Source organism: Paenibacillus vini, from assembly GCF_018403325.1.
Taxonomy (GTDB): Bacteria; Bacillota; Bacilli; order Paenibacillales; family Paenibacillaceae; genus Fontibacillus; species Fontibacillus vini.
This window is the reverse complement of the sequence record NZ_BOSL01000014.1, coordinates 129,168-153,710: the sequence shown is the minus strand read 5'-3', so window position 1 is coordinate 153,710 and position 24,543 is coordinate 129,168. Positions and strand designations below refer to the sequence as shown.

21 protein-coding genes are annotated in these 24,543 nt (G+C 49.6%); 7 read left to right on the top strand and 14 right to left on the bottom strand.

Features of this window, described 5'->3' with window-relative positions:
• Positions 1–151: 151 nt before the first annotated feature.
• Together ilvN and ilvB are read right to left on the bottom strand one after the other, a co-directional pair.
• Positions 152–637 (bottom strand): acetolactate synthase small subunit, encoded by a 486-nt coding sequence (gene ilvN, locus KJS57_RS19685; protein WP_211022062.1) that lies wholly within the window; start codon positions 635–637, stop codon positions 152–154.
• The gene (ilvB, locus tag KJS57_RS19680; RefSeq protein WP_211022060.1) at positions 634–2,382 is read right to left on the bottom strand and encodes a biosynthetic-type acetolactate synthase large subunit; all 1,749 of its coding nucleotides are present in this window, start codon (positions 2,380–2,382) and stop codon (positions 634–636) included. Before ilvB ends, ilvN begins: the two co-directional genes overlap by 4 nt.
• A 671-nt stretch (positions 2,383–3,053) precedes the next feature.
• On the opposite strand from ilvB, the gene KJS57_RS19675 reads away from it, so the two are divergent.
• The gene (locus tag KJS57_RS19675; RefSeq protein WP_211022058.1) at positions 3,054–3,509 is read left to right on the top strand and encodes a GNAT family N-acetyltransferase; all 456 of its coding nucleotides are present in this window, start codon (positions 3,054–3,056) and stop codon (positions 3,507–3,509) included.
• A gap of 4 nt (positions 3,510–3,513) precedes the next feature.
• Here KJS57_RS19675 and KJS57_RS19670 read toward each other — a convergent pair whose 3' ends face one another.
• The 9 genes from KJS57_RS19670 to KJS57_RS19630 form a co-directional block, all read right to left on the bottom strand.
• Positions 3,514–3,819 carry a hypothetical protein gene (locus KJS57_RS19670; RefSeq protein WP_213656074.1) on the bottom strand — a complete coding sequence of 102 codons (306 nt, stop codon included), beginning with the start codon at positions 3,817–3,819 and terminating at the stop codon, positions 3,514–3,516.
• 226 nt (positions 3,820–4,045) lie between these two features.
• Positions 4,046–5,005, bottom strand: coding sequence for an ABC transporter permease (locus KJS57_RS19665; protein ID WP_211022054.1), 960 nt, complete (start codon positions 5,003–5,005; stop codon positions 4,046–4,048).
• A 1-nt stretch (position 5,006) separates the two neighbouring features.
• Entirely contained in the window at positions 5,007–6,080 is a 1,074-nt protein-coding gene (locus KJS57_RS19660) for an ABC transporter permease (protein WP_211022052.1), read from the bottom strand.
• Positions 6,073–7,611 (bottom strand): ABC transporter ATP-binding protein, encoded by a 1,539-nt coding sequence (locus tag KJS57_RS19655; RefSeq protein ID WP_211022051.1) that lies wholly within the window; start codon positions 7,609–7,611, stop codon positions 6,073–6,075. Before KJS57_RS19655 ends, KJS57_RS19660 begins: the two co-directional genes overlap by 8 nt.
• Before the next feature lie 121 nt (positions 7,612–7,732).
• Positions 7,733–8,809 (bottom strand): BMP family lipoprotein, encoded by a 1,077-nt coding sequence (locus tag KJS57_RS19650; RefSeq protein ID WP_211022192.1) that lies wholly within the window; start codon positions 8,807–8,809, stop codon positions 7,733–7,735.
• 365 nt (positions 8,810–9,174) lie between these two features.
• On the bottom strand, positions 9,175–9,534 hold the full coding sequence (gene rplT, locus KJS57_RS19645) for a 50S ribosomal protein L20 (RefSeq protein WP_108464861.1): 360 nt from the start codon (positions 9,532–9,534) through the stop codon (positions 9,175–9,177).
• Between the two features lie 33 nt (positions 9,535–9,567).
• Complete coding sequence (gene rpmI / locus KJS57_RS19640) at positions 9,568–9,768, bottom strand: 50S ribosomal protein L35 (RefSeq protein WP_211022049.1); 201 nt, start codon at positions 9,766–9,768, stop codon at positions 9,568–9,570.
• 72 nt (positions 9,769–9,840) lie between these two features.
• Positions 9,841–10,335 (bottom strand): translation initiation factor IF-3, encoded by a 495-nt coding sequence (gene infC, locus KJS57_RS19635; protein ID WP_211022046.1) that lies wholly within the window; start codon positions 10,333–10,335, stop codon positions 9,841–9,843.
• A 485-nt stretch (positions 10,336–10,820) separates the two neighbouring features.
• On the bottom strand, positions 10,821–12,053 hold the full coding sequence (locus tag KJS57_RS19630) for a glycosyltransferase family 2 protein (protein ID WP_211022044.1): 1,233 nt from the start codon (positions 12,051–12,053) through the stop codon (positions 10,821–10,823).
• A 612-nt stretch (positions 12,054–12,665) separates the two neighbouring features.
• Here KJS57_RS19630 and KJS57_RS19625 point away from each other — a divergent pair.
• Both KJS57_RS19625 and KJS57_RS19620 read left to right on the top strand, forming a co-directional pair.
• Entirely contained in the window at positions 12,666–13,193 is a 528-nt protein-coding gene (locus KJS57_RS19625; RefSeq protein WP_213656073.1) for a phosphatase PAP2 family protein, read from the top strand.
• Positions 13,194–13,244: 51 nt separating this feature from the next.
• Positions 13,245–14,381 carry an MGDG synthase family glycosyltransferase gene (locus KJS57_RS19620; protein ID WP_211022040.1) on the top strand — a complete coding sequence of 379 codons (1,137 nt, stop codon included), beginning with the start codon at positions 13,245–13,247 and terminating at the stop codon, positions 14,379–14,381.
• A gap of 70 nt (positions 14,382–14,451) precedes the next feature.
• Here the strand turns inward: KJS57_RS19620 and trmB are convergent, their stop codons facing one another.
• Complete coding sequence (gene trmB, locus KJS57_RS19615) at positions 14,452–15,159, bottom strand: tRNA (guanosine(46)-N7)-methyltransferase TrmB (RefSeq protein WP_213656072.1); 708 nt, start codon at positions 15,157–15,159, stop codon at positions 14,452–14,454.
• A 397-nt stretch (positions 15,160–15,556) separates the two neighbouring features.
• Here trmB and mnmL point away from each other — a divergent pair, with 397 nt between their 5' ends.
• The 4 genes from mnmL to KJS57_RS19595 are packed head-to-tail and all read left to right on the top strand — an operon-like array spanning position 15,557 to position 18,483.
• The gene (gene mnmL / locus KJS57_RS19610) at positions 15,557–16,507 is read left to right on the top strand and encodes a tRNA modification radical SAM protein MnmL/YtqA (RefSeq protein ID WP_213656071.1); all 951 of its coding nucleotides are present in this window, start codon (positions 15,557–15,559) and stop codon (positions 16,505–16,507) included.
• Positions 16,508–16,510: 3 nt separating this feature from the next.
• Entirely contained in the window at positions 16,511–17,122 is a 612-nt protein-coding gene (gene mnmM, locus KJS57_RS19605; RefSeq protein ID WP_211022034.1) for a tRNA 5-(aminomethyl)-2-thiouridylate-methyltransferase MnmM, read from the top strand.
• Positions 17,112–17,510 carry a VOC family protein gene (locus tag KJS57_RS19600; RefSeq protein ID WP_211022032.1) on the top strand — a complete coding sequence of 133 codons (399 nt, stop codon included), beginning with the start codon at positions 17,112–17,114 and terminating at the stop codon, positions 17,508–17,510. The genes mnmM and KJS57_RS19600 overlap by 11 nt, the downstream gene beginning before the upstream one ends.
• Before the next feature lie 43 nt (positions 17,511–17,553).
• Entirely contained in the window at positions 17,554–18,483 is a 930-nt protein-coding gene (locus KJS57_RS19595; protein ID WP_213656070.1) for an alpha/beta fold hydrolase, read from the top strand.
• Between the two features lie 77 nt (positions 18,484–18,560).
• Here the strand turns inward: KJS57_RS19595 and KJS57_RS19590 are convergent, their stop codons facing one another.
• Both KJS57_RS19590 and KJS57_RS26630 read right to left on the bottom strand, forming a co-directional pair.
• Positions 18,561–24,059 carry a HAMP domain-containing protein gene (locus KJS57_RS19590; protein WP_213656069.1) on the bottom strand — a complete coding sequence of 1,833 codons (5,499 nt, stop codon included), beginning with the start codon at positions 24,057–24,059 and terminating at the stop codon, positions 18,561–18,563.
• A 212-nt stretch (positions 24,060–24,271) separates the two neighbouring features.
• Positions 24,272–24,403 carry a hypothetical protein gene (locus tag KJS57_RS26630; protein WP_280520396.1) on the bottom strand — a complete coding sequence of 44 codons (132 nt, stop codon included), beginning with the start codon at positions 24,401–24,403 and terminating at the stop codon, positions 24,272–24,274.
• Positions 24,404–24,543 lie beyond the last annotated feature (140 nt).

Below are 24,543 nucleotides of genomic sequence, written 5' to 3'. Positions count from 1 at the left end.
ATAACGCATGTCCCAATGATTTTGAACCTCCGCCTGTTTGACGGGTGATTCAAAGGACCGGTCTTTGTCGCCGCTTCCTCGCGATCCTTTCAATCCCCCGCCAAACCCGGCGGAAATATTAGTAAAACTGCAATTTCTTATGTGCTGAAAATTAAGCGTTGCCTCGAATCATCGCGGTAACCCCTGTCCGGGACAATTCCCGGATTCCGTATGGATGCAGCAGTTCGATCATGGCATCGATCTTTTCCGTATCTCCGACCACCTGAACGATCATGCTGTTCGTTCCGATGTCGACGACCGCCGCGCGGAAGGTTTCAACTACGCCCATAATTTCCGGACGTTCCGCCGGTTCGGATTTCACTTTGATCAAAGCTAATTCCCGGCCAACCATCGGTTTGGAACTGAGGTTCACGACTTTGATAACATCGATCAGTTTGTACAATTGCTTCTCGATTTGTTCCAATGTTTTGTCGTCGCCTTGGGTCACAATGACCATCCGGGACAATCCTTCTTCCTCCGACTGGCCAACCGTAATGCTCTCGATGTTGAAGCCGCGCCGGCCGAAAAGGCCGGACACGCGCTGCAAAACACCAGGCTGGTCATTCACTAAAACGGCAATTGTATGGCTTGTCATCATTGTTCATCGTCCCCCATCAACATTTGATCAATGGTGGAACCTTGAGTAACCATCGGGTATACGTTCTCGCCTTTGTCGACCACGAATTCCACCAATACCGGTCCCGGCGTCTCCATAGCTTCCTGCCATACCTTCTTGGCTTCCTCTTTGTTCGTCGCACGCAAGCCTTTGACGCCGTAAGCTTCGGCCAGCTTCACGAAGTCCGGGCTGCCTGCCAAGTCAATATGGCTGTAGCGGTTCTCGTAGATCAGTTCCTGCCACTGGCGAACCATCCCAAGCACCTGATTGTTGATTACAACGACTTTAACAGGAATCTTGTTAATTGCGCAAATCGCCAGCTCCTGAGCGCACATTTGCATGCCGCCGTCACCGTTGATGGAAATAACAAGCCGTTCGGGATGCGCCATTTGAGCACCGATGGCGGAAGGGAATCCGAAGCCCATCGTTCCGAGTCCCCCGGAAGTGATCCAGGAACGCGGCTGGTTGAACTTGTAATACTGGGCCGCCCACATTTGATGCTGTCCAACGTCCGTAGTTACGATCGCTTCTCCATTAGTCGTGTCGTTCAGAAGCTCGATAACCCACTGTGGTTTAAGTACAGTATCGGAATCTTTATACTTGAACGGTTTATCCTGTTTCGACTGATTGATTTGCGCTCTCCATTCGTCCGCTTTGTCCGCGCGGCCGACCAATGGGTTCAGCAATTCGAGAACCGTCTTCACATCCCCGACAATCGGGATGTCCGTCTTAACGTTCTTGCCGATTTCCGCAGGATCGATATCGATGTGCACGATCTTCGCCTTTGGAGCGAAGCCGTCGAGGCGTCCGGTTACCCGGTCATCGAATCTTGCTCCGATGTTGATCAAGAGATCGGATTGCTGTATGGACTGGTTCGCGGTATAAGTTCCGTGCATCCCAGGCATTCCCATCCAAAGCTCATGTCCGCTTGGAAATGCTCCAAGTCCCAGCAGAGTCGTCGTGATCGGGATTTCGGTCCGATTGACGAATTCGAGCAATGCCTCGTGTCCGCCGGAATATACAACTCCGCCGCCAGCCAGGATGACCGGACGTTCCGCTTCCTTGATCGCCGAGGCCAGCTTGTCGAGCTGCAGCCGATTCGGAACGACAGTTGGATGATACCCCCGAAGATTGATGGTTTGCGAAGGCTCAAACAATGTTTTATTGGCCGAGACATCCTTAGGAATGTCGATCAGTACCGGCCCTTTGCGTCCGGTATTGGCAATGTGGAATGCCTCATGGATCACGCGCGGCAGGTCCTCTACGTCTCTGACCAGATAACTATGTTTTGTGATCGGCATTGTGATGCCGGTGATGTCGGCTTCTTGGAAAGCGTCCGTTCCGATCAGGCTGGAGACTACGTTCCCGGTAATGACGACGAGCGGAACCGAATCCATATAGGCTGTCGCGATTCCCGTCACGGTATTGGTAGCTCCCGGACCGGAAGTTGCGATGCAGACACCGACTTTGCCGCTTGCACGAGCATAACCGTCTGCTGCATGAATCGCTCCCTGCTCATGTCTTGTCAGCAGGTGATGGAAATCAGTGAATCCGTACAGCGCATCGTAAATATATAGCACAGCGCCCCCCGGGTACCCGAAGACGCATTCGACACCTTCCAAAAGCAAACTGCGAAGCAAGATTTCCGAACCGGTTATGACTTCCGGTTTCATCCATTTCTCACGTAATTGTTCTGTAGACCGCACTGCAGGAATTTGCGCGCTCATCAGTCATCCTCCTTCCAAAACTTAGGTATTTCTAAAATTTATTTGCCTTGTTATAACAAAAAAACCTTCCGTCCGCCGGAATAGTCTCCTATTCCGAGGGACGAAAGGTTTAGCTTCCGTGGTACCACCCATTTTCACCCGGTTCTTCACAGCACCGAGCCTTGACGAGTACAAGCAGTGACGCTTCTACCCGTGGTCTCTAACGCAGACCTGACGATTCTCCCTAATAGACTCATCGCAAACGGTGCCTAGGAACGCTTGCAGTTTTTCAGGAAAATAGCTCCGAGGTGAGCTCGCATTTAAGGGGTAATGGCGGATGGTCTCAGCAAATCCATCCACTCTCTGAGCAAAGAGCCCTTAAACCTTCGTCCTCTTCATCGCCGATTGATATAATCGTTAAAATGTTTAGACACATTATATGATTAGTTTACATCCAGAGTCAATACCCTTTTGAAAGACAGTTTAGAAACTCTCCCTCGAATCCGGATTTTGCTGGCCCGGGAATAGACCCTGCAATCCTGCATCGATCCCGTCCGCCCCCGGTTTCATCGGCTTCTTATTTCCGTCGGAACGCTTCCGCCCCCTCCTGTCATATGATAAAAGATAACGCCCACTTTTATGCATGTGGTGAGTCCGATCCGGTACTCACAGTGAGGAGGATTACGAGTGAAATGATACGCTACAGAAGGCCCAAACAAGATGACCCCGTGATCAACGACCTGATTCATAAGGAGCTTGTCCCCTATTCCCACCTGCCCCCCAATGAATTAAAGACGGTCATTAAAGATATTCCAAAGCGGCTTACCCGCGGGGTAACGCTGGTGGTTTCGCCCAACTATGAAGCCGACCCGGTGGCGTTCATCCACTTTATGGTGCACGGCGAGCTATTATATATCGACATGATGGCTGTTGCACCCGCGCACCGGCGTAACCGCCATGGCAAGACCTTGATGGCCCAGGCGGAAAATTTCGCCGGATCGCGGGGTTGCAAACGAGCCAAAGTCATGGTGGATCGGGACAATACCCGTGCCCACGTATTCTATCGCAATCTCGGTTACCATACGGTCCGCTATGTCCCATTGTCCCAATGTTTTGAACTCGAAAAGAAACTGCAGATTCGCTATTGATGTATTACCAGAATCCCCCGTAAGGGTATCCGTAAGGACCGTAAGGACCATAGCCTCCGTATCCGCCGTAGCCGCCATAACCATAACCGCCGTAGCCGTAAGGAGCCGATCCGATCGCAAGCAGGTCAAACAACACGAGCGGAATAATCGCTTTGGTTTTTACCTTTTTGCGTGAATTCTGAGCCACAATCAGATGGTTGCCGCTTATTTTAACCAATTTACCGGTAACCATGCTGCCATCTTTTTTGTAGGCGACAATACTTTTACCCAGCCATTTTTCGGCTTCCTTCTTCGTCACCGTTCTTCCCATGGTAACCCTCCTCAAAATGTAATCAAATAGCCGGGTTTGTTTACGATCCAGTGGGGATCTTACGATTCGGCTATTTCGCGTTCAAGTCACCATATTCATTTTCGGCTGTCTCGGCTTGCGCCATCGCCCTTGAACTATCCAAAATAGGCCGGCCCCCCCTCTTGAAACCGCGGCAAATATGAAAAAAAGCCCTGCAGGGTGTTTGCCTGCAGGGCTTTTTGAAATATTATCTTTTTGATGGATCATAAGGTGCTCCCAATGCGGATGGAGCCGAAGAACGGCCGACCGCGCTGACCAGCACAATGATCGTCAATACATAAGGAATCATAAAAATGAATTCCTGTGGAATGCTTCTCGACCACTCGAACAATTGAACGTAGTTCCGGATCGCTTGGGAGAAGCCGAAGAACATAGCCGCCCCAAAAGCTCCCACCGGATTCCATTTCCCGAAGATCATAGCAGCGATCGCGATAAAGCCTTGCCCGGAAATCGTATTGTGGGCAAAGGTACTTGTCGTAGTCAGCGTAATCGTTGCACCACCGATGCCGGCAAGCGCGCCGCTGATCATTACGCCGATATAACGCATTCTCGATACGTTGACACCCAGCGTATCTGCAGCGCCCGGATATTCGCCGACAGAGCGCAAGCGAAGACCAAATGGCGTTTTAAACAGCACATAATAAGCGACACCAACAAGAATCAGCGCCAGATACGTCGTTGGATACGAATTGAAAAATCCTTCACCGATGACCGGAATATCACGTAAGAACGGAATCTCGATTTTGTGAAAAACCTTAATCAATGGCGTTTCCGCAGAACCGTTAAACAGCATTTTGACGATATAGACGGTTAAGCCCGCCGCCAAAAAGTTGATTACGATACCGCTGATCGTCTGGTCCGCCTTAAACGTAATCGAAGCGACGGCATGAATAAGCGAGCCCAGAATACCGACCAGAATAGCGGCGAAAACACCGATCCATGGGGCCATGCCTCCTAGACCTGCTTCCTGGGCGTAATAAGTCCCTACCCCGGCCGCGAACGCACCGAAGATCATCAAACCTTCCAGGCCGATGTTCACCACGCCGGAACGCTCCGAGAAAATCCCGCCCAGAGCCGTAAAAATCAGCGCGGTCGAAAATACAAGGGTTGAATTGAGCAGCTGACCTAGCAGCGTAAGAACGTCCATATTACAACACCTTCTCTTTCTTGCGCTTGAGGTAGAATGGCTTCAGTACAAAGCGGACGATGCCTTGCGCGGCAATGAAGAAAATAATGGAACCGATAATGATCTTGATCAGCTCAGGCGGAACGCCCGCCGCAAAACTCATTCCTGCCGAACCGTAAGTCAATACGCCGTACAGGATAGCAGCCAGGACGACCCCGAACGGATGGTTCATACCGAGAAGCGCCACCGCGATTCCATCGAAGCCGTATCCGGGAGAAGCCGCGAAAACCGACTGATAATGAAATACGCCAAGCACTTCGAAGGCTCCCGCCAAGCCGGCGAACACCCCGCTGATGAACATGGCTTTCACGACGTTGCGCCCCACGTTCATTCCGGCATACTCAGCCGCATTCTGGTTAAAGCCAACCGCACGCATTTCGTAGCCTTGTTTTGTTTTCCAGAGATAAACGTAGAAGAACAAAGCAGCCAACAGGGCGATCACGATCCCCCAATGTACCCGGGCATTGTTGAATATGCCGGATAGGAACGTCAGCGCAGCCGAAGCTCCGATGTCTTCCGAACGGTTCTGCCCTTTAAGAAGGAAGAAATGACGGATTACATAGTTGGATAAATAAAGGGCTGTCCAGTTTAACATGATCGTCGTTATAACTTCGTTGATGCCCCGTTTTGCTTTCAAGTATCCGGCGATCGCTGCCCATAAGCCTCCGGCAACTCCCCCGGCAATTACGGACACGGGCACGACAATCGACGACGACACGCCCGACATGGACAGTGATACGGCCGTAGCGCTTGTCATCCCGATGAGAACCTGTCCGTCGGCACCGATGTTAAACATCCCGGAACGGAAGGCAAAAGCCACGGCAAGCCCGGTAAAGATCAAAGGCGTGATCTGTCGGATCGTCTCCCCAAAGTCATACGGATTACCCACAACCCGTTTGATTAGGGCACTATATGCTTCGAACGGATTGTATCCGCCCAATAACATGACGACCGCCCCAACGATCAAGCCGAGGAGAATAGCCACGAGCGGTACGATCAGGCTGTCCAGGGTAAAGATTCTGCGCAATCTACTCATCCGATTGTCCTCCCTTTTCCATGAAGCCCGCCATCATCAGACCCAGCTCTTGGTCATTCGTATTCTGAGGAAGCACCTCGCCGACAATTCTGCCTTCATAAATGACGGCAATCCGGTCGGATACATTCATAATTTCATCCAGCTCAAACGAAATAAGCAATACGGCTTTCCCTTGATCCCGTTGACCGATCAGTTGTTTATGGACGAATTCGATAGCTCCTACGTCCAGTCCGCGTGTCGGTTGGGCGGCGATCAACAGATCCGGATTTTTATCTATTTCCCGCGCAATAATTGCCTTTTGCTGGTTGCCGCCCGACAGGGAGCGGGCTTTGGTCTCTATGCTCGGTGTACGAACGTCGAAATCCTGTACCAGTTTCTCAGCATTTTTATCAACAACCCGGCGATCTAGAAACCCGTTTTTGCTGAAAGGAGATTTGTAATACGTCTCCAACACCATATTCTCACTGATGGAAAAATCCAGCACAAGCCCATGCTTGTGACGGTCTTCCGGGATATGAGACAGGCCGCTCTCGATAATTTTGCGCGCCGGCAGGTTCGCGATCTCTTTGCCTGACAGTTTAATCGAGCCCGAGTCAATTTTACGAAGCCCTGTAATTGCCTCGATTAGCTCGGATTGTCCATTGCCGTCCACGCCTGCGATACCGACGATTTCTCCCGCTTTAACTTCCAGGTCCAATCCATTCAAAACGGAGACCCCTTGTTTATCGTTCATCTTCACCTGATTTAACTGCAAGACAGGTTGTCCGATAACCGGAGCGTCTTTCTCAATTTTGAACGTAACACCGCGGCCGACCATTTTCTCAGCCAGTTCGTTCGGATTGGTATTGTCGGTATCCACGGTATCGATCACTTTGCCGCGCCGAATAATCGTTACACGGTCGGAAATTTCCATAATTTCTTTTAATTTGTGAGTAATCAGGATGATTGACTTTCCTTCCGCAACCAACCGCCGCATAATCGCCATTAATTCCACGATTTCCTGCGGGGTCAACACGGCCGTCGGCTCGTCAAATATAAGAATATCCGCGCCGCGGAACAAGGTCTTCATAATTTCCACGCGTTGCTGCATTCCGACCGAAATATCTTGGATTTTGGAGTTTGGATTAACGTGAAGACCATACTGCTCCGACAATTTCGCCACTTCGGCGGACGCCGATTTATAGTCGATATTAAGCCCTTTCGTCGGTTCCATACCAAGAATAATATTCTCAGTGACCGTGAAAGGCTGAACCAGCTTGAAATGCTGATGAACCATGCCTATTCCTAATTTTATCGCCTTGTTCGGATTATCGATCGTTACCGGCTTCCCGTCGATCTCAATGGAACCCTCGTCCGGCTGATAAAGCCCGAACAAAATATTCATCAAAGTAGACTTGCCTGCCCCATTTTCCCCTAGAAGCGCATGAATTTCCCCTTTGCGCAAGGTCAGGCTGATTGAATCGTTGGCTACTATACCGGGAAAACGCTTCGTGATTTGCTTCAACTCGACTACGGGAGCCGCGGTGCTCATGAAATCACCCTCACCATTCTGGGATTTACGCAAACAACAAGGCCAGTTCATACAACACTGGCCTTGCCTGCTTATGCTTTATTTTACTATCCGGCCGAAACCGCCGTAAAGAATAGATTTATTATTCTGCCGGAACTGTGATTTCACCATTGATAATTTTTTGTTTGTACTCTTCCACTTTATCAAGAACTTCTTTGCTGACATTCTTCGAGGAAGTGTCGGCAATGCCTACGCCGTCGTCTTTCAGAGTCAGGTTCGTAATTTCGCCGCCTTTGAATGTTCCGTCGATAACTTGTTGAGTTACGTTCTTCACCGCTACATCAACCCGTTTGATCATCGATGTCAAAGTTACTTCATCACCAAACTCAAGCGATTGGTCCTTATCCACGCCAATAACCCACAATTTTGTAGCACCGCCTGCATTGTTACGTGCAGTGGCTTCGTTAAATACGCCGTTACCAGTTTGTCCTGCAGCAGGGAAAATAATATCCGCGCCGTTGTCATACAACTGGCTGGCAAGCGATTTACCGATGTCCGGCTTATCATAAGCGCCTGCGTAAGTGATTTTCACTTCAGCATCCGGATTAACTGCTTCTACGCCGGCTTTGAAACCAACTTCAAAACGTTTGATAACCGGGCTTTCAGCACCGCCGATAAATCCGATTTTATTCGTTTTTGTAGTCAGGCCTGCAACTACCCCAACCAGGAACGAACCTTCGTTCTCGGCAAAAGTAACGGATTCAACGTTAGGCGCGTCGACAACGCTGTCGATGATCGCCAGTTTAACGTCCTTGTTGGCGTCAGCCACTTGCTTCAACGCATCGCCCAAATCAAAACCGATTGCCCAAGTCAGGTCATAACCGCCTTGCACAAACTGGTTCAGGTTAGGGATGTAGTCCGAGCTGCTGCTGCTTTGCAAATACTTGTGTTGGATGCCTTGTTCCTTGTTCAGGGCTTCAAGAGCTTCCCATGCGGATTCGTTAAAGGATTTGTCGTTTACGCCGCCAATGTCCGTAACAAGACCGACCTTGATGTCGGATGCTTTACTTCCGCCGTTGTTACCACCATTGCTGGCTTCTGTTCCTTTGTTGGACGAGCCACCGTTGTTTGCTGCATTGTTCTTGTTGTTGCCGCATCCCGCCAAAATCATCATCACAGCAAGTACCATGACTAAAGAAAATTTGAAGGTTTTGTTCATTGACTTCATTGACGATTAATCCCCCTTAAAATATTGTGACCATTTTTGACCTCTGTACAGGACGATTATACATTTAAAACCGCCTAAAATCCATACCTTTAATGACCATAGGTTAAATAAGTTTCGCCTTTTTGTGAAATGAAACGCTTACCTTCGACACAATTCACATCCAACGTTCGCTATGTGTCAATTTGGGAGTGTCGAAGATTCGCTTTCCTTTTCTTTACCCTTCATCTTTCCCAATATCAGGGTTCTCCACACACACAGAATAACCCAGTAAAAAGACGGTTGACTCTATAAAATGAAAACAGCCGTCGTTCCCGGTTAAATTCCAACCAGGACGACGGCTGTTTGTACCGTATTTATTAAGCGTTGATTTTTTCTTTAGCTACAGTAGCCAAAGAGTTGAACGCGTTAATGTCGTTTACGGCCAGGTCGGCCAACATTTTACGGTTGATGTTTACTTCAGCCAACTTCAAACCGTGCATCAATTTGCTGTAAGACAAACCGTTCATGCGAGCAGCCGCATTGATACGAACGATCCACAGTCTGCGGAAGTCGCGTTTTTTCGTGCGACGGTCACGGTATGCGTACAGCAGGGATTTCATAACCTGCTCGTTAGCTGTTTTGAAGATGCGGTGTTTCGAACCAAAATAACCCTTTGCCAATTTCAATACTTTTTTATGACGACGACGAACCACGAATCCGCCTTTTACTCTTGCCATATCAATAAACCTCCCAATAAGTTGTGTTAATAATTACTTCAGGTTTGCAAGTTGTTGTTTCAAACGGCTAACGTCACCGGAGTATGCCACAGGGCTGTTCGCCAATACACGTTTAGCGCGTTTGGATCTATGGGACAGCAAGTGATTGCGATTCGCTTTGTAACGTCTTACTTTACCGGTACCGGTAATTTTGAAGCGGTCTTTAAGACTGCTGTGTGTTTTCATTTTAGGCATTGTACTTCCCCCTCAAAATTTGTGAGTTGCTTGCTTGCGAAGTTCGCCTTTGGCGAAGTCACGAAGCCGCGTTTAGTTTTTAGGTGCCAAAATCATGATCATGCTGCGGCCTTCCAATTTTGGAAGACGTTCCACCGTCGAAAGTTCAACGACCTCTTCTTTGACGCGATCGAGAATTTTCTTTCCGATGTCGGCATGGGCAATTTCACGGCCGCGGAAACGAACCGAGCATTTTACCTTGTCGCCGTCTTTCAAAAATTTGATCACATTGCGAAGCTTCGTCTGAAAGTCGTGTTCCTCAATGTTGGAGCGGAACCATACTTCCTTGATGTCCACTATCTTTTGATTCTTACGGGCTTCCTTCTCTTTCTTCTGTTGCTCATAACGGAACTTGCCGTAGTCCATAATCCGGCATACCGGAGGTTTGGCCGTCGGTGCCACGTTAACCAGATCCAGATTCAAGTCGATTGCCATTTGCAGCGCTTCGCGAATCGGCGTGATACCAATTTGTTCGCCTTCCGCACCTACCAAACGCACTTCTTTGGCCCGTATCTCATCATTGATCAAATGTTCTTTACTGATAACTCTCCACCTCCAAGGATTTTCTTGTCTTAAGACGGATATTGCAAAATAAAAAGGGATGCAGGTTACCGCCCGCATCCCAAATTGATCAATTCTTCATGAACATACCATTCACAAATCATCGGATCAAAACCAGCCAACGTAATCGTCGGACAGGTGAGAAGCCATGGCCTCTGCTTGCAATCCAAATACTATTCATTGCAACACTCAAACACTTTAACACATGCCGTCAGGCCGTGTCAAGACTTTGATTCGAGTTTTGATCAAAAGTCCGGTTTTTGAGTTACCTATTCCAATCAAGGCTCAAAAATCGGGCTTTCAGCACCGAGAAGGTTGGATGAAGACGAGACTGAGGAGCGGAGCGTAGGGCAACCTACGTGAGCACCGGAAGGCTCGGCTGAATTCAAGATTCGATGCCGAATCCGCTCCACAGCAACACTTCGTGATCAAAGATCCGATTTTTAAGCTTCCTATCCTTTTTGGACTTCTTCTAGACGTACTACCCGTGTATGCTGCGTATGACTCCATTGTTTGTTGTTCTGGGTAAAGAACGCGTAGAAAGTAATCGGCCACCAGGAAATCAGGTAAATCGGGAACAGCACCAGATAAGCGTACACCTTCTTGAACTTGACCTTTTCGAGAATCATGGCTGCCAAGAAAATGAATACGTTAGCTGCAATCGCCACAAACGAGATCCACAGCGGGAACTTGGCGTACAGCGTTTCAAAGTTCGGTCCGCCGAACAAGGACTGGTCCGCCCAAATAAAAGCCGTCAACAGAAAAGTCAGCAACACGATATATACGTTAGCTCCGTAAATAGCCATATCGAGCTTAACCAGGTTACGTTCCTTGATGCTCTTCCACAAAAGCGGGAAGAAATATCTGCGGGCTACTGTAAAGTGTCCCTGCATCCAGCGTAAACGCTGACGCGCGGACGCTTTGAAGGTGAGCGGCTTTTCGTCAAACAGCTTGGCATCGTAATTAAATACCGGGTAAACCCCGCGTTCCACGCAGCGCATCGTGAACTCCAAGTCTTCCACGAGGCTCGTTGCTCCCCAGCCGATTTCTTTCAGCAGCTCGGTTTCAAAGCACATCCCCGTACCGCCGAGGAAGTTAGCCATATTCAAATTGTGGCGGGATAACTGCCACAGACGGTTACAATACCAATAGGAGATCCCGTAAGAAGCTGTAATCCAGGAGTCTTCCGGGTTCTTGGTGTCAATGTATCCTTGAATGACCCGGGCGCCGGAGCAGAGGTCATTGTTCATTTCGCTCAGAAAATCGGGATGCGCCAAGTTGTCGGCGTCAAACATTACGACGGCATCATATTGCCGTGGCATTTTCCACAATTGCTTGAGCATCCATTCGATCGCGTAGCCTTTGCCGCGCAAATTCGTATTGGTACGGACACAAGCGTTCATTCCGTGACTCCGGACAATATCCGCCGTACTGTCGGTACAGTTGTCGCAAATGACGAATACGTCGTAAAGCTCTTTCGGATAGTTCAGATGCTTCAGATTTTCCATCAGGGCACCGACGACTTTTTCCTCGTTATGTGCCGCTACCAATACTGCAAAGGACTTGGATGGAGCATGGCTTTCTTTTTTCTTTTTCTTATACATGCCAAACAGCGATAAACCGAACTGGTACACCCCGATCACCGCAAGCACGACCTGCAGCGATATTAAAATGGCGTCCATCATGATCTCTAGTACCCCCTTTTAACTCCCTTTGATTTTTTTAGTTTTTTTAGATCTTACGGAGTTTTGTTTTTATGACCCTTTGTGACATGCTGTGTGAATTCTGAAAATCTCTTTTCATTTTCAACGCTTTTTCGATTTTCCATGACTTTGTATCATTTGTCAAACCGCTGTAAACCCTGCGTAGAGCAAAATCCGACGGAAGTAACCCTATATTCGCGCAAAGCACCGCCGCAACCAGCAATCATTGCGGTTAGTTCTTATTTTCATCAATTTTGACGCTTTTTATTTCTTTAGTCCCCCTTTTTTTCAAATTGTTAACTCTATATAAAATCAGTCGTTAATACACAAACGAAAAAAAACAAAAAAAGTTTACTCAATAACTCATTTTCCTTTAAACTTTTTTGCTATCATTTGAATCAATATCCAGAAGCGAGATTCACAAGAATTCAAAAAAAGGGTATATTAACTCACAAAGTCCCCTGATCTTGAAAAAGGCCACGGAATCAAAATATGATGAGACTTACCTGAAAATGCCATTACTGCATTGCACTTTCTACATTAACGGCAAATTTAGGCCGTATCTTGCGGCAGACCAAGCGCGGAGGGATCTTTATGAACCGATTGCTTCAAAAATTAATACAACTGGATCAACGACTTTTTGTAGGAATCAACGGACGCTTGCACCGAAGCTTTCTTAATTTCTGGCTGTACCATCTCACTCATTTGGGGGGCGCCTGGTTTACTATTTTATCTACTCTTTTTATTTGGATCGTCGCCCCGGCGCCATGGAACAAAGTAGGCCTTCAAGCCTGTGTCGCCCTGGCGATCAGCCATATTCCAGTCGCTTTGGCTAAAAAAACATATCCAAGGGTCCGTCCGTATTTGACCCTTCCCGGAACCAATACGTTTCGGAATCCGCTCACGGACCACTCTTTTCCTTCCGGACACACGACTGCCATTTTTTCGGTGACTATGACCTTTATGGCAGTGCAGCCGGCCCTTGCGTTCATTCTCGGCCCGCTGGCTCTGATCGTCGCGGTATCCCGCATTTATTTGGGTTTACACTATCCTTCCGACGTGCTTGCAGGGGCCGTAATCGGATCTTCCGTCGCCCTTGGAACGGTTGCATTATGGGCGTAAAGGGGATATTGTAAATGGTAGAAAAACCTTGCAGGAAAAGGTGAAACTAAAGTGCAAAAACAAAGAGTCTTGCTTTTATCTGAGGGGTTTGGAGCCGGACATACACAGGCGGCGTATGCGCTCTCCAGCAGTTTACGCAAAGTGGCACCACATGTGCAGACTAAAGTCCTAGAACTGGGCAGTTTCTTAAATCCTAGAGTGGCGCCGATCATTATTACCGCCTATAAGAAAACGGTATCCACCCAGCCACGGCTTGTTCGAATGATGTATCGAAGCAATTATAAGAAATCATTAAACCGATTGACGACGCTTGCTCTCCATCGGATATTTTATACCCGTACGATTCAAGTAATCCGGCAGCTCCATCCCGACGTTATCGTCTGTACTCACCCGATTCCGAGCGCCATTATATCGCGGATCAAGAGGCTCGAGCTCCTGGACGTTCCGCTCTGCACCGTGATTACCGATTATGATGCGCATGGGACGTGGGTCAGCCGGGAAGTAAACAGCTATCTCGTATCCACCGAGCAAGTTAAGCAGAAGCTGCTTGAGCGGGGAGTCGAAGAAGAGAAGATCCGGATTACCGGCATTCCGGTGCATCCGAATTTCTGGGAACGCCACGGGAAAGATGATATCCGGGCCCAATTTAACCTAAAAAACATGCCGACGGTGCTTGTTATGGGGGGCGGTTGGGGCTTTATGAAAGATGAGGCGGTCAATTCGCACCTAGCCTCATACCGGGACCAAATCCAAATCATCTTTTGCTTCGGCAGCAACACCAAGTCGCTGGAGAAGATGAAGAAGGATCCCCGTTATATCCATGAGCATATCCACCTGCTCGGATTTACCAGGGAAATCGACAAGCTGATGGAGGCTTCCGATCTCCTCATTACCAAACCCGGGGGCATGACCTGCACCGAAGGGTTGGCCAAGGGAATTCCGATGCTGTTCCACAAGCCGCTTCCGGGGCAAGAGGAAGAAAATTCGCAGTATTTCACCTCGCAAGGATGGGGTACCCCGATCAGCTCGCTGGATGACATTACCAAGTGGATTAAACGGCTGACTAACAATTATGACGAAGTCGTGCGAAACCGTGAAGAAGTGCTCGAACATATCGCCAGTTATTATCCGCTGCAAAGTGCGCAAGCCATTATGGATCTTATAGAACGCAATAAGGTGACGTCTTAAAATTGCAACCTTCCCCGTTTATAAAGACAAACAGGCCTCCGGAATAATCCGGAGGCCTGTTTGTCCATTGTTAAAATTGATCCATTTTATGTTCGTGGTAACGGCGCAGGGCCGACTCGCCAACCTTGACTTCGCAACGATAAATGGGCATCCCTTGTCCCACGAATTTGCTCTCGTATTCCGTCATGACATGGTTCTCGTTAATACCTTCACCGTGCAAATTTAGCGAAATTTGATCCATCTGCAATCCGGTCGCGGCAAAAGAATTCAGGGAGAATTCAAACAGCTCCCGCGAATCAGTTTTGAAATGAATCTCTCCTTCTTCATTCAGCAGCGTCCGATACTTATCCAAAAAGCGCGGGTGTGTCAGTCTTCTGCGCCCATGCTTCTTTTTCGGCCAAGGATCGCTAAAATTCAAATAAATCCGTTCGACTTCGCCCGGAGCAAAGAACTCCTCGATGGATTCGATGTTGCCTAAGGCAAGCCGGACGTTTGCCGGATTCTCTCCGTCGTGTCCGGACCAGATATTTCGTACCTTTTCGCTTGCCCGGCGGATTAATTCATCATACATATCCATCCCCACAAAATTGCAATCCGGATGTTTAAAGCTCATTCCGCTAATGAATTGCCCCTTACCCATGCCAAGCTCGATATGAAGTGGACGGTCGTTTCCGAAGATCTGCGACCATTTTCCTTTATATTCCCGGGGATCCAGCACGACCAGGTCTTGCTGTTGCTCCAAATTCTCCCGGATTCCTTTTCTACCGCGTAAACGCATGTCATTCCTCCGCTTTCATGTATATGCAAACTCATTACTCCATTACTGAAACATTTTGCCGAAGTTCGAACTAAAAGTAAAGAGATAAAGTACTCTTTCATGTACAAATGAAAAAGGAATCACTTCGCACCGCCGGGGAGACGGTACGCGAGATTCCTTTTTCGATATATTTTGGAATTGGGGTCCAAACGTATGTCAGTTACACTTAAAATAACATAATCTGTAATTCATCGCAAGAAAACACCCCTAGGCAAATTCCCCTTTTTACTTGATTTTTGATACAATGAATCATGTGAACCCGCTTAACCATAGGGTTTGGACCACTTTATACGACACAAAAACTTATTTTGTGACAATTAATAACAATCTCATGCAGAGCGAGGATAAGGGAGTAAAGATGACTACAACACTATCAGAAACACCCGCTATTTGGGGTGACAAACGATTTCATACCTGGAACACAGAGATGCGGCAACAGTTCGGGGAAAAAGTATTTAAAGTGATGCTCGACGCAGGCTTCACCTGCCCGAACCGGGACGGTTCGATCGCTAAAGGAGGATGCACATTTTGCAGTGCGCGAGGCTCCGGCGATTTTGCCGGAAGCCGCAGGGACGATCTCGTCACGCAGTTTAACACGATCCGGGACAGACAGCATCTGAAATGGCCCAACGCCAAATATATCGGTTATTTTCAGGCTTATACGAATACGTACGCGCCTGTGGAAGATCTGCGTGAATATTATGAAGCCATTCTGGAGCAACCAGGCGTAGTCGGTCTCTCGATCGCAACGCGGCCTGACTGTCTCCCCGACGATGTCGTCGACTATTTGGCCGAGCTTAATGAACGCACATATCTGTGGGTGGAAATGGGACTTCAAACCATCCATGAATCCACCTCCACATTAATAAATCGCGCTCACGACACCCAATGTTATCTGGAAGCCGTAGAGAAGCTGCGCAAGCGGAACATCCGCGTCTGCACCCATATTATTTACGGACTGCCCCAGGAAAGCCACGAAATGATGCTGGAAACCGGCCGGGCCGTCGCTAAAATGGATGTGCAAGGCATCAAGATTCATCTACTTCACCTGATGCGCAAAACGCCGATGGTCAAGCAGTATGATGCCGGCCTCCTGCGCTTCCTGGAAAAGGACGAATATGTGAAGCTCATCGTAGACACGCTGGAATTTCTGCCGCCCGAAATGATCGTCCACCGCCTAACCGGCGATGCTCCCCGCGACCTGTTAATCGGTCCCATGTGGAGTCTCAAGAAATGGGAAGTGCTGAACGCGATCGATGATGAGCTTAAACAACGAGACACCTGGCAAGGTAAATATTGGAGGGGATAACAAATGGGCTTTCTCTCTGTACTAAGCTTTGCCCACAAACTGGCGGGCGAGCGATTGCAGCCTGGCGATAGTGCAGTAGACGCTACGGCAGGCACGGGTGCCGATACCCTCTTCCTTGCCAAAGCTTGCGGTCCGCGCGGGAGCGTATTCTCTTTTGACATCCAGGCCGAGGCTCTTGCATTGACGCAAGCCAGACTGGATAAGGAAGCAAGCGCCCCGCTCTCACCCGTGACGCTGCTGGAGAGCAGCCATGCGGACATGGAAACGGCACTGCCACCGGAAGTCCGGGGCAAGCTAGGCGCAGTCATGTTCAACCTAGGGTATTTACCCGCACAGGGGGCAGACCCTGCAGTAATTACGCATACGGAAAGCACCTTAAAGGCGCTTAACGCAGCTGTAAGGCTTCTGAAGCCGCGCGGCCTGCTCACCGTTGTTCTGTATCCGGGCCACCCCGGAGGCGACGAGGAAGCGGCGGCTGTGGAAGCCTGGGCGGCAGCACTTCCGCAATCGGCAGGACAAGCCATGTTATACCGGCAGCCGCAGAAGCCGGCGTCGCCATATCTCATTGCAGTCGAAAAAAAACAAAGTAAAGAAGGGGATAACGATGCCAGTTAAAAAGATGGAGCATGTGGGCATCCGCGTAACAGCGCTTGAAGATTCCATTGAATTTTATGTCCGGGTGATCGGACTTAAGCACTTATACACCGTAGGGGAGGTTGACGAGCCGCTCCGCCTGGCCTTCTTGACCTTCCCGGGTCAGGAATCCGTAGAACTTGAACTGGTTTATATCCGCGATGGTGAAGATCTGCCGCGTGAGGGTAAAGTACACCATATAGCATTTACGGCCAGCGGCATACAATATGAATATGAGCGGATCGCGAAGCTCGGTCTATCGGGCCTTGATCCCGAAATCCGTTCCTTACCGAACGGGAACCGGTTCTTCTTTTTTAACGGACCGGACGGAGAAGTGATCGAGTTTTTCGAGCCGGCGCATTTGGCTTAACGCGAAAGAGATTTCCAAATATCCAAGAAGGAAGTGCTGGAGCATGCGGGAACAAACTTTCAAATTTGAAAATGATGCCGGGCAAGAGGTGTTTGTCTATGAATGGTCTCCCTCCGACCCGTCGCTCCCTCTGCGGGGAGTGCTGCAAATCGCCCACGGCATGAGCGAGACGGCCGAGCGATATAAACGGTTTGCGGAGGTTCTGACGAGCGACGGCTTCGTGGTTTACGCCAATGACCACAGGGGTCATGGTCGAACCGCCGCCGGGCCGGAAGAGCTTGGCTGGCCCGGCAAAGACGGCCTGAACGGCATGGTCCGCGATATGATTGCCCTGGGCGAAATTATTCAAGAAAGGCATGCCGGCCTTCCTCTTTTTCTGATGGGACACAGCATGGGATCTTTTTTGACGCAGAAAACGATGTATACCGGACCGGATAGATACAAGGGGTTTATTCTGACCGGAACCAACGGTCCGAGAGGTCTCCTTTCCTTCGGCCAAAACCTGGCGATTTTGCAGTCTAAGCTTCAGGGTCCTGATCATCCCAGCCTGCTCATGAACGCTTTGTCCTTCGGCAGCTTCAACAAAAATTTCATGCCGATGCGCACGCCATTCGACTGGCTGTCCAGGGATGAACGGGAAGTGGATAAATACATAGAAAATCCGCTCTGCGGTTTTGTTTGCAGCGCCGGATTTTTCGACGGGCTATTCGGCCTGCTGCGTGAAATCCACCGTCCTGACCGGATGGCCAAGATTCCAAAGGATAAGCCGGTTTATATTTTCGGGGGCGAACAGGACCCCGTAGGCCTTCAAGGAAAAGGCGTCCGCAGACTTGTTGCTCTCTATGAACAGTTGGGGCTTCAGAATGTTGATGTCCGGCTGTACCCGGGAGGAAGGCATGAAATGCTCAACGAAAGCAACCGGGATGAGGTGAGCCGCGATACCGCGGATTGGCTGATCCGGCATACGGGTTAAACTGCCTTCTTCAAAAATATTTTAACGACAAAGGGACCGCTCCAAAGCCATCTGGCTTGGGCGGTCCCTTTTAACTTCTACTTATTATCCGCTTCAGGTTCCCCTTCGATCGGATGGTCAAGCCAGCTCCGGATCAAGGAAAGCAGCTGTGCGCTGTTTACAGGCTTCGTAATATAATCGGAAGCTCCCGCCTCCAGACAAGCCTCACGGTCCCCGCTCATCGCTTTAGCCGTTAATGCGATAATCGGCAGATTTTGAAACTCCGGCTTCTGACGGATCGCCCGGGTCGTTTCGTACCCGTCCATAATCGGCATCATAATATCCATCAGTACGATTTCAATGGATGGCGTTTGCTCCAAAATCTGGATCGCCTCCTGCCCGTTCTCCGCAGGGATTACCTTCATGTTATGACGTTCCAGAATCGTTGTCAGTGCAAAAATATTCCGAATATCATCATCTACGACGAGCACCTGCTTGGACGTGATCATCTCGTCGGATTCATGCAGCTTCACCAGCTTCTCCCGCGACTCAGCCGGCAGGTTCTCAGCCTTGCGGTGCAAGAATAAGCTGGATTCGTCCATCATTTGAATCGGCGTTTTGACTTCTTTGATCACGGACGATTTCATAAGATCCTCAAGCTGACTCTCTTGCTCCTGAGTCCACTTCCGATTGCGGTTCAGAATAATCGGAACGGATTTATTTTGCATATTCTTATGAATTTCATGAACCAGGCCAAGCACGTCCGTATTGCTCAAATCATTGTCGATCAGAATGACGTCAAAGCTGTGATTTTTGAGTTGATTCAAAGCTTTGCGGCCTGTATCTGCAGTAATGATCTCCAAATCGTTGTTGGCAAGAAGCTGCACCGATTCATCGCGGCGGTCGTTGTCGCTCATGACGATAAGCAGACGATGCTTCTCCCGTGCCGAGAACTGTTTCAGTTGATCCAGCTTCGACTCCAGCTCTTCATTGGTTACAGGCTTCCCTAAATACTCATACACGCCTTTCTGACGCAGCGGAATTTCGTCTTCTTCCACCGTGATAACGCAAATCGGAATATGCCGGACACTCAGATCATTCTTCAATTGGTCGATAACCAGCCAGCCGTCCATATCCTTTAGACGTAGATCAAGGGTAATGGCATCCGGACGGTATTTCTGAGCAAGCTCCAATGCCCCGTTGCCCCGGGTTGTAATGATCACCTTGATTCCTTTTTTATGCAAAATATCAAGCAAAATCACGTTGAATTTAACATCGTCTTCCACGATCAAAAATACACTGTCCCCCGGCTCAATGGAATCCCGGTCGTCCTGGATGACCTTCTCTTCCCTCGGCGTGCTTCCCCGTTTGGATTCGCGAGGAGTTACATCGATGACTTCCGGTACGTATTTCGGCGGCTGAACCGGCGTCTCCTGGCCCGATTCTTCCTCCGGCTCATGACCGGGAACATCGGTATACAAGGGCAGGTACAGATTAAAGACGCTGCCTTTATTCACCACGCTGTACAAGGTAATTTCTCCGCCTAACAAAGTCGCAATCTCGCGCGAGATAGCAAGTCCCAGGCCCGTGCCTCCGTATTCCCGGCTCGTGCTTCCGTCGGCCTGTTGGAAAGCTTCAAATATGATCCCCTGCTTTTCAATGGGAATTCCGATACCCGTATCGCTAACCGAGAAGCAAACCACTTCTTTGGCCCGGTTGAGTCGCTCGTTGCCGGCACTCCAGCCATCAACGGCCTTATGGATATGAAGGACGACCTGTCCTTCTTCCGTAAACTTGAAGGCATTGGACAACAGGTTTTTCAGAACCTGCTGCAACCTTTTCGGATCCGTTACCATTTTATCCGGAAGGCTTGGATCCAGCTTGATCAAGAAGTCCAGCTTCTTGTCATCGGCCATAAGGCCAAAGGTTCGTTCAAGCCCTTCGGTGATATCCTTCATCTTGAATTCGTTATAATCGGCGGTTACTGTACCAGACTCGATTTTGGACAAATCGAGAATGTCATTGATCAGTTCAAGCAGCTCTATCCCTGCATCCTGAATCGTCTCCGCGAATTTCACCTGATGGTCCGTCAGATTCTGGTCGGGATTCTCGGAGAGTTGCTCGGCAAGTAGCAGCAGCGAGTTCAGCGGAGTCCGGAGTTCATGGGACATATTGGCCAAAAATTCGGATTTGTAACGCGAGGTAAGAGCGAGCTGTTCCGCTTTTTCCTCAAGGATCCTTCTGGCAATTTCGACTTCGTTGTTTTTGCTCTCCACTTCCGCTTTTTGAAGAACGAGCAGTTTCGCCTTTTCCTCCAGCTCTTCATTCGTTTCCTGCAGCTCCAACTGCTGGTTTTGCAGTTCTTCCGTCAAGGACTGGGACTGCATCAGCAGCTCTTCCGTCCGGCGGTTGGCCTGCATCGTATTGATTACGATCCCGATCGATTCCGTCAACTGATCAAGGAAATCGAGATCGATATCGGTGAAGCGACGGAACGAAGCAAGCTCCAGTACAGCGAGCACCTGATCTTCAAAAATAATCGGCAGCAGCACGATATTAAGCGGTGCCGATTCGCCGAGGCCGGAGGAAATCATGACATAATCTTCGGGAACATTGGTCAGCAGGATTCGCTGCTTCTCGATCAGACACTGGCCTACGAGGCCTTCCCCGGTCCGGAACTGATTCGATAAATGCTTCCGCTGCTGATAAGCATAGCTGGCGAATAACACTAATGTAGCTTCGCCGTTCACCGGCTCGTTGATATACATAACTCCGTGCTGCATCGAAACCAGAGGAGCAAGTTCGGATAGAATCATGCGGCATACGGCATACAAATCCCGTTGACCCTGCAGCAATCTTGAGAATTTGGCCAGATTCGTCTTCAGCCAATCCTGCTCCGTATTAATCCGGGTCGTTTCCTTCAGGTTGCGGATCATCTCGTTTACGTTATCCTTCAGTTCGGCGACTTCACCCGCTGCCGCCACATCAATGCTTCGCGACAAATCCCCTTTGGTTACGGCGGTAGCGACAGTCGTGATCGCACGAACCTGAGAGGTAAGCGTACTGGCCATGTAGTTTACGTTGTACGTCAAATCGCGCCATGTACCGGCCGCTCCCGGCACATTGGCTTGTCCGCCCAGCTTGCCTTCCGCGCCGACTTCACGAGCCACCGTTGTTACTTGATCCGCAAAAGTAGCGAGCGTGTCGATCATATTGTTAATCGTATCGGTCAGTTCCGCAATCTCACCCTTAGCTTCCACCGTGAGCTTCTGCTTCAGGTTCCCGTTTGCGACAGCCGTGACTACCTTCGCGATGCCCCGTACCTGGTCTGTCAGGTTAGCCGCCATAATATTAACGTTGTCGGTCAGATCCTTCCAAATGCCGCCGACGCCGCGAACTTGTGCCTGTCCGCCCAGCTTGCCGTCGGTGCCGACCTCGCGCGCAACGCGCGTAACCTCGGACGCGAACGAGTTAAGCTGGTCCACCATCGTATTGATCGTATTCTTGAGTTCAAGCAGTTCGCCCTTTACATCGACGGTGATCTGCTTCGATAGATCCCCGTTGGCTACCGCCGTTGTAACGCCGGCGATATTGCGCATCTGAATCGTCAGATTGCTGGTCATCGTATTTACCGTATCGGTAAGGTCTTTCCAAGTACCGGATACGTCCTTCACATCCGCCTGAGCGCCCAGCTTTCCTTCCGTGCCGACCTCGCGCGCAACGCGCGTCACCTCGGACGCGAACAGGCTTAGCTGGTCCACCATCGTATTCATCGTATTTTTCAGTTCCAGGATTTCGCCTTTGGCATCTACGGTGATTTTTTTGGACAAATCCCCTTTGGCTACCGCAGTCGTTACTTCGGCAATACCGCGGACCTGATCGGTCAGATTTCGGGCCATGTTATTCACGCCCTCGGTCAAATCCTTCCAGGTACCTCCGACGCCTTTCACCTCGGCTTGTCCGCCGAGTTTACCTTCGGTACCGACTTCCAGCGCCACCCGCGTAACCTCGGATGCAAAGGTAGACAGCTGATCGACCATCGTGTTGATCGTATTTTTGAGCTCCAGAATTTCGCCCTGCACATCCGCAGTAATTTTCTTGGAGAGATCCCCGTTCGCAACGGCGGTTGTAACAACGGCAATATTTCGGACCTGGTTCGTCAAGTTGGACGCCATGTAGTTTACGCTCTCCGTCAAATCGCGCCATGTACCGGCCACGCCGCGAACCTGGGCTTGTCCGCCGAGCATCCCCAGCGTACCTACCTCACGGGCCACCCGCGTAACCTCGGACGCAAAGATGGACAATTGATCCACCATGATGTTGATCGTATTCTTCAGCTCCAGAATTTCGCCCTTCGCATTTACCGTAATATGCTTGGACAAATCCCCTTTGGCTACCGCGGTCGTAACCTCCGCAATATTTCGGACCTGGTTCGTCAGGTTGGACGCCATGTAGTTTACGCTCTCCGTCAAATCGCGCCATGTACCCGCCACGCCGGTAACCTCGGCTTGTCCGCCGAGAATGCCTTCCGTACCGACCTCTCTCGCCATCCGCGTTACCTCGGATGCAAAGGTCGACAATTGATCCACCATCGTATTAATTGTATTTTTAAGCTCGAGAATTTCACCCTGCACGTTTGCAGTGATCTTCTTCGATAGATCCCCGTTCGCGACCGCGGTTGTGACGACGGCGATATTCCGCACCTGATCGGTCAAATTGGAAGCCATATCATTAACGCTGTCCGTCAAATCCTTCCAGGTGCCAGATACACCTTTCACATCAGCCTGACCGCCCAGCTTACCTTCGGTGCCGACCTCGCGGGCCACCCGGGTTACTTCCGAGGCAAACATCGATAACTGGTCGACCATCGTGTTAATGGTGTCTTTCAACTCCAGAATTTCGCCCTTCGCATTAACGGTAATTTGTTTCGTTAAATCGCCGGTCGCGACCGCCGTCGTCACAGCGGCGATATTCCGCACCTGGTTGGTCAAGTTCGCAGCCATATTGTTTACGCTGTCCGTCAGGTCCTTCCAAGTCCCGGATACGCCCTTAACATCGGCTTGACCGCCGAGTTTGCCTTCGGTACCCACTTCCCGGGCAACCCTGGTCACTTCGGATGCAAAGGTGCTAAGCTGGTTGACCATCATATTAATGTTATTCGCGGTTCTTAAGTATTCCCCGGTCAGAGGCCTTCCTTCGAATTCAACCTCTACCTTTTGCGTCAAGTCCCCCTGTGCAACCGCATTGATTACACGGGCAACTTCGGCGGTAGGCTGCACTAAATCGCTGACAAGTCCATTGAGCGATTCAACGACAAGCTCCCAAGAACCGCCGGTATTTTTATGATTAAATCTGCGGGTAAGCTTGCCTTCCTTGCCCACCACTTCGGCCACAGTGCGGATTTCTCCCACCAGGCTTTCCTGCATGTCCATAATTTCATTAAACGTGTCTGCCACTTTGCCTGAGATGCCCGTCCGGTCGTAGGGCAAGCGGAAAGAGAAATTCCCTTTTTTCATAGCCATTAAAGCGTTCAGCAATTCCGCGACATCGATTTGATCGTTCGACGACTGGGTCCGCTGTTGTTCCTGATCCGACATCTTCAATCCTCTCCCGACATTGTTGTATATTGATTTATTTACAACGTATGACATTTTCGTTACATCTAATATATTACTATGGAATTCAGTACCCTGTCATTATTCCGGGGACATCTAAGGAAAAATTACCCACATCAAGGAGAAATTTTATGTTTCCATAAATAGAAAGTCCCGCCGAGCCCGAAGGCTAAGCGGGAAATCAGAAATTTATCTTACAATACGAATGCTCTGGAGATGATCACGAGCAAAATGAACAGTACCAGAATGGCACCTGTTGAAGTAAAAATACCGCCTGGGTAACCTCCGCCGCCGCATCCAACGTTTCCACCAACTACACCACTCACAGGGATTCCTCCTTTGGTTTAGAGTACACCCTATTCTATTCCAAACCCAGTCGATTGACTGGGCCATTCCAATACATAGGCTTATGCCTGCGCCGGCTGCGCCGGATATTAAGCCATTCCCCGCTTTAGCCTGAATGATG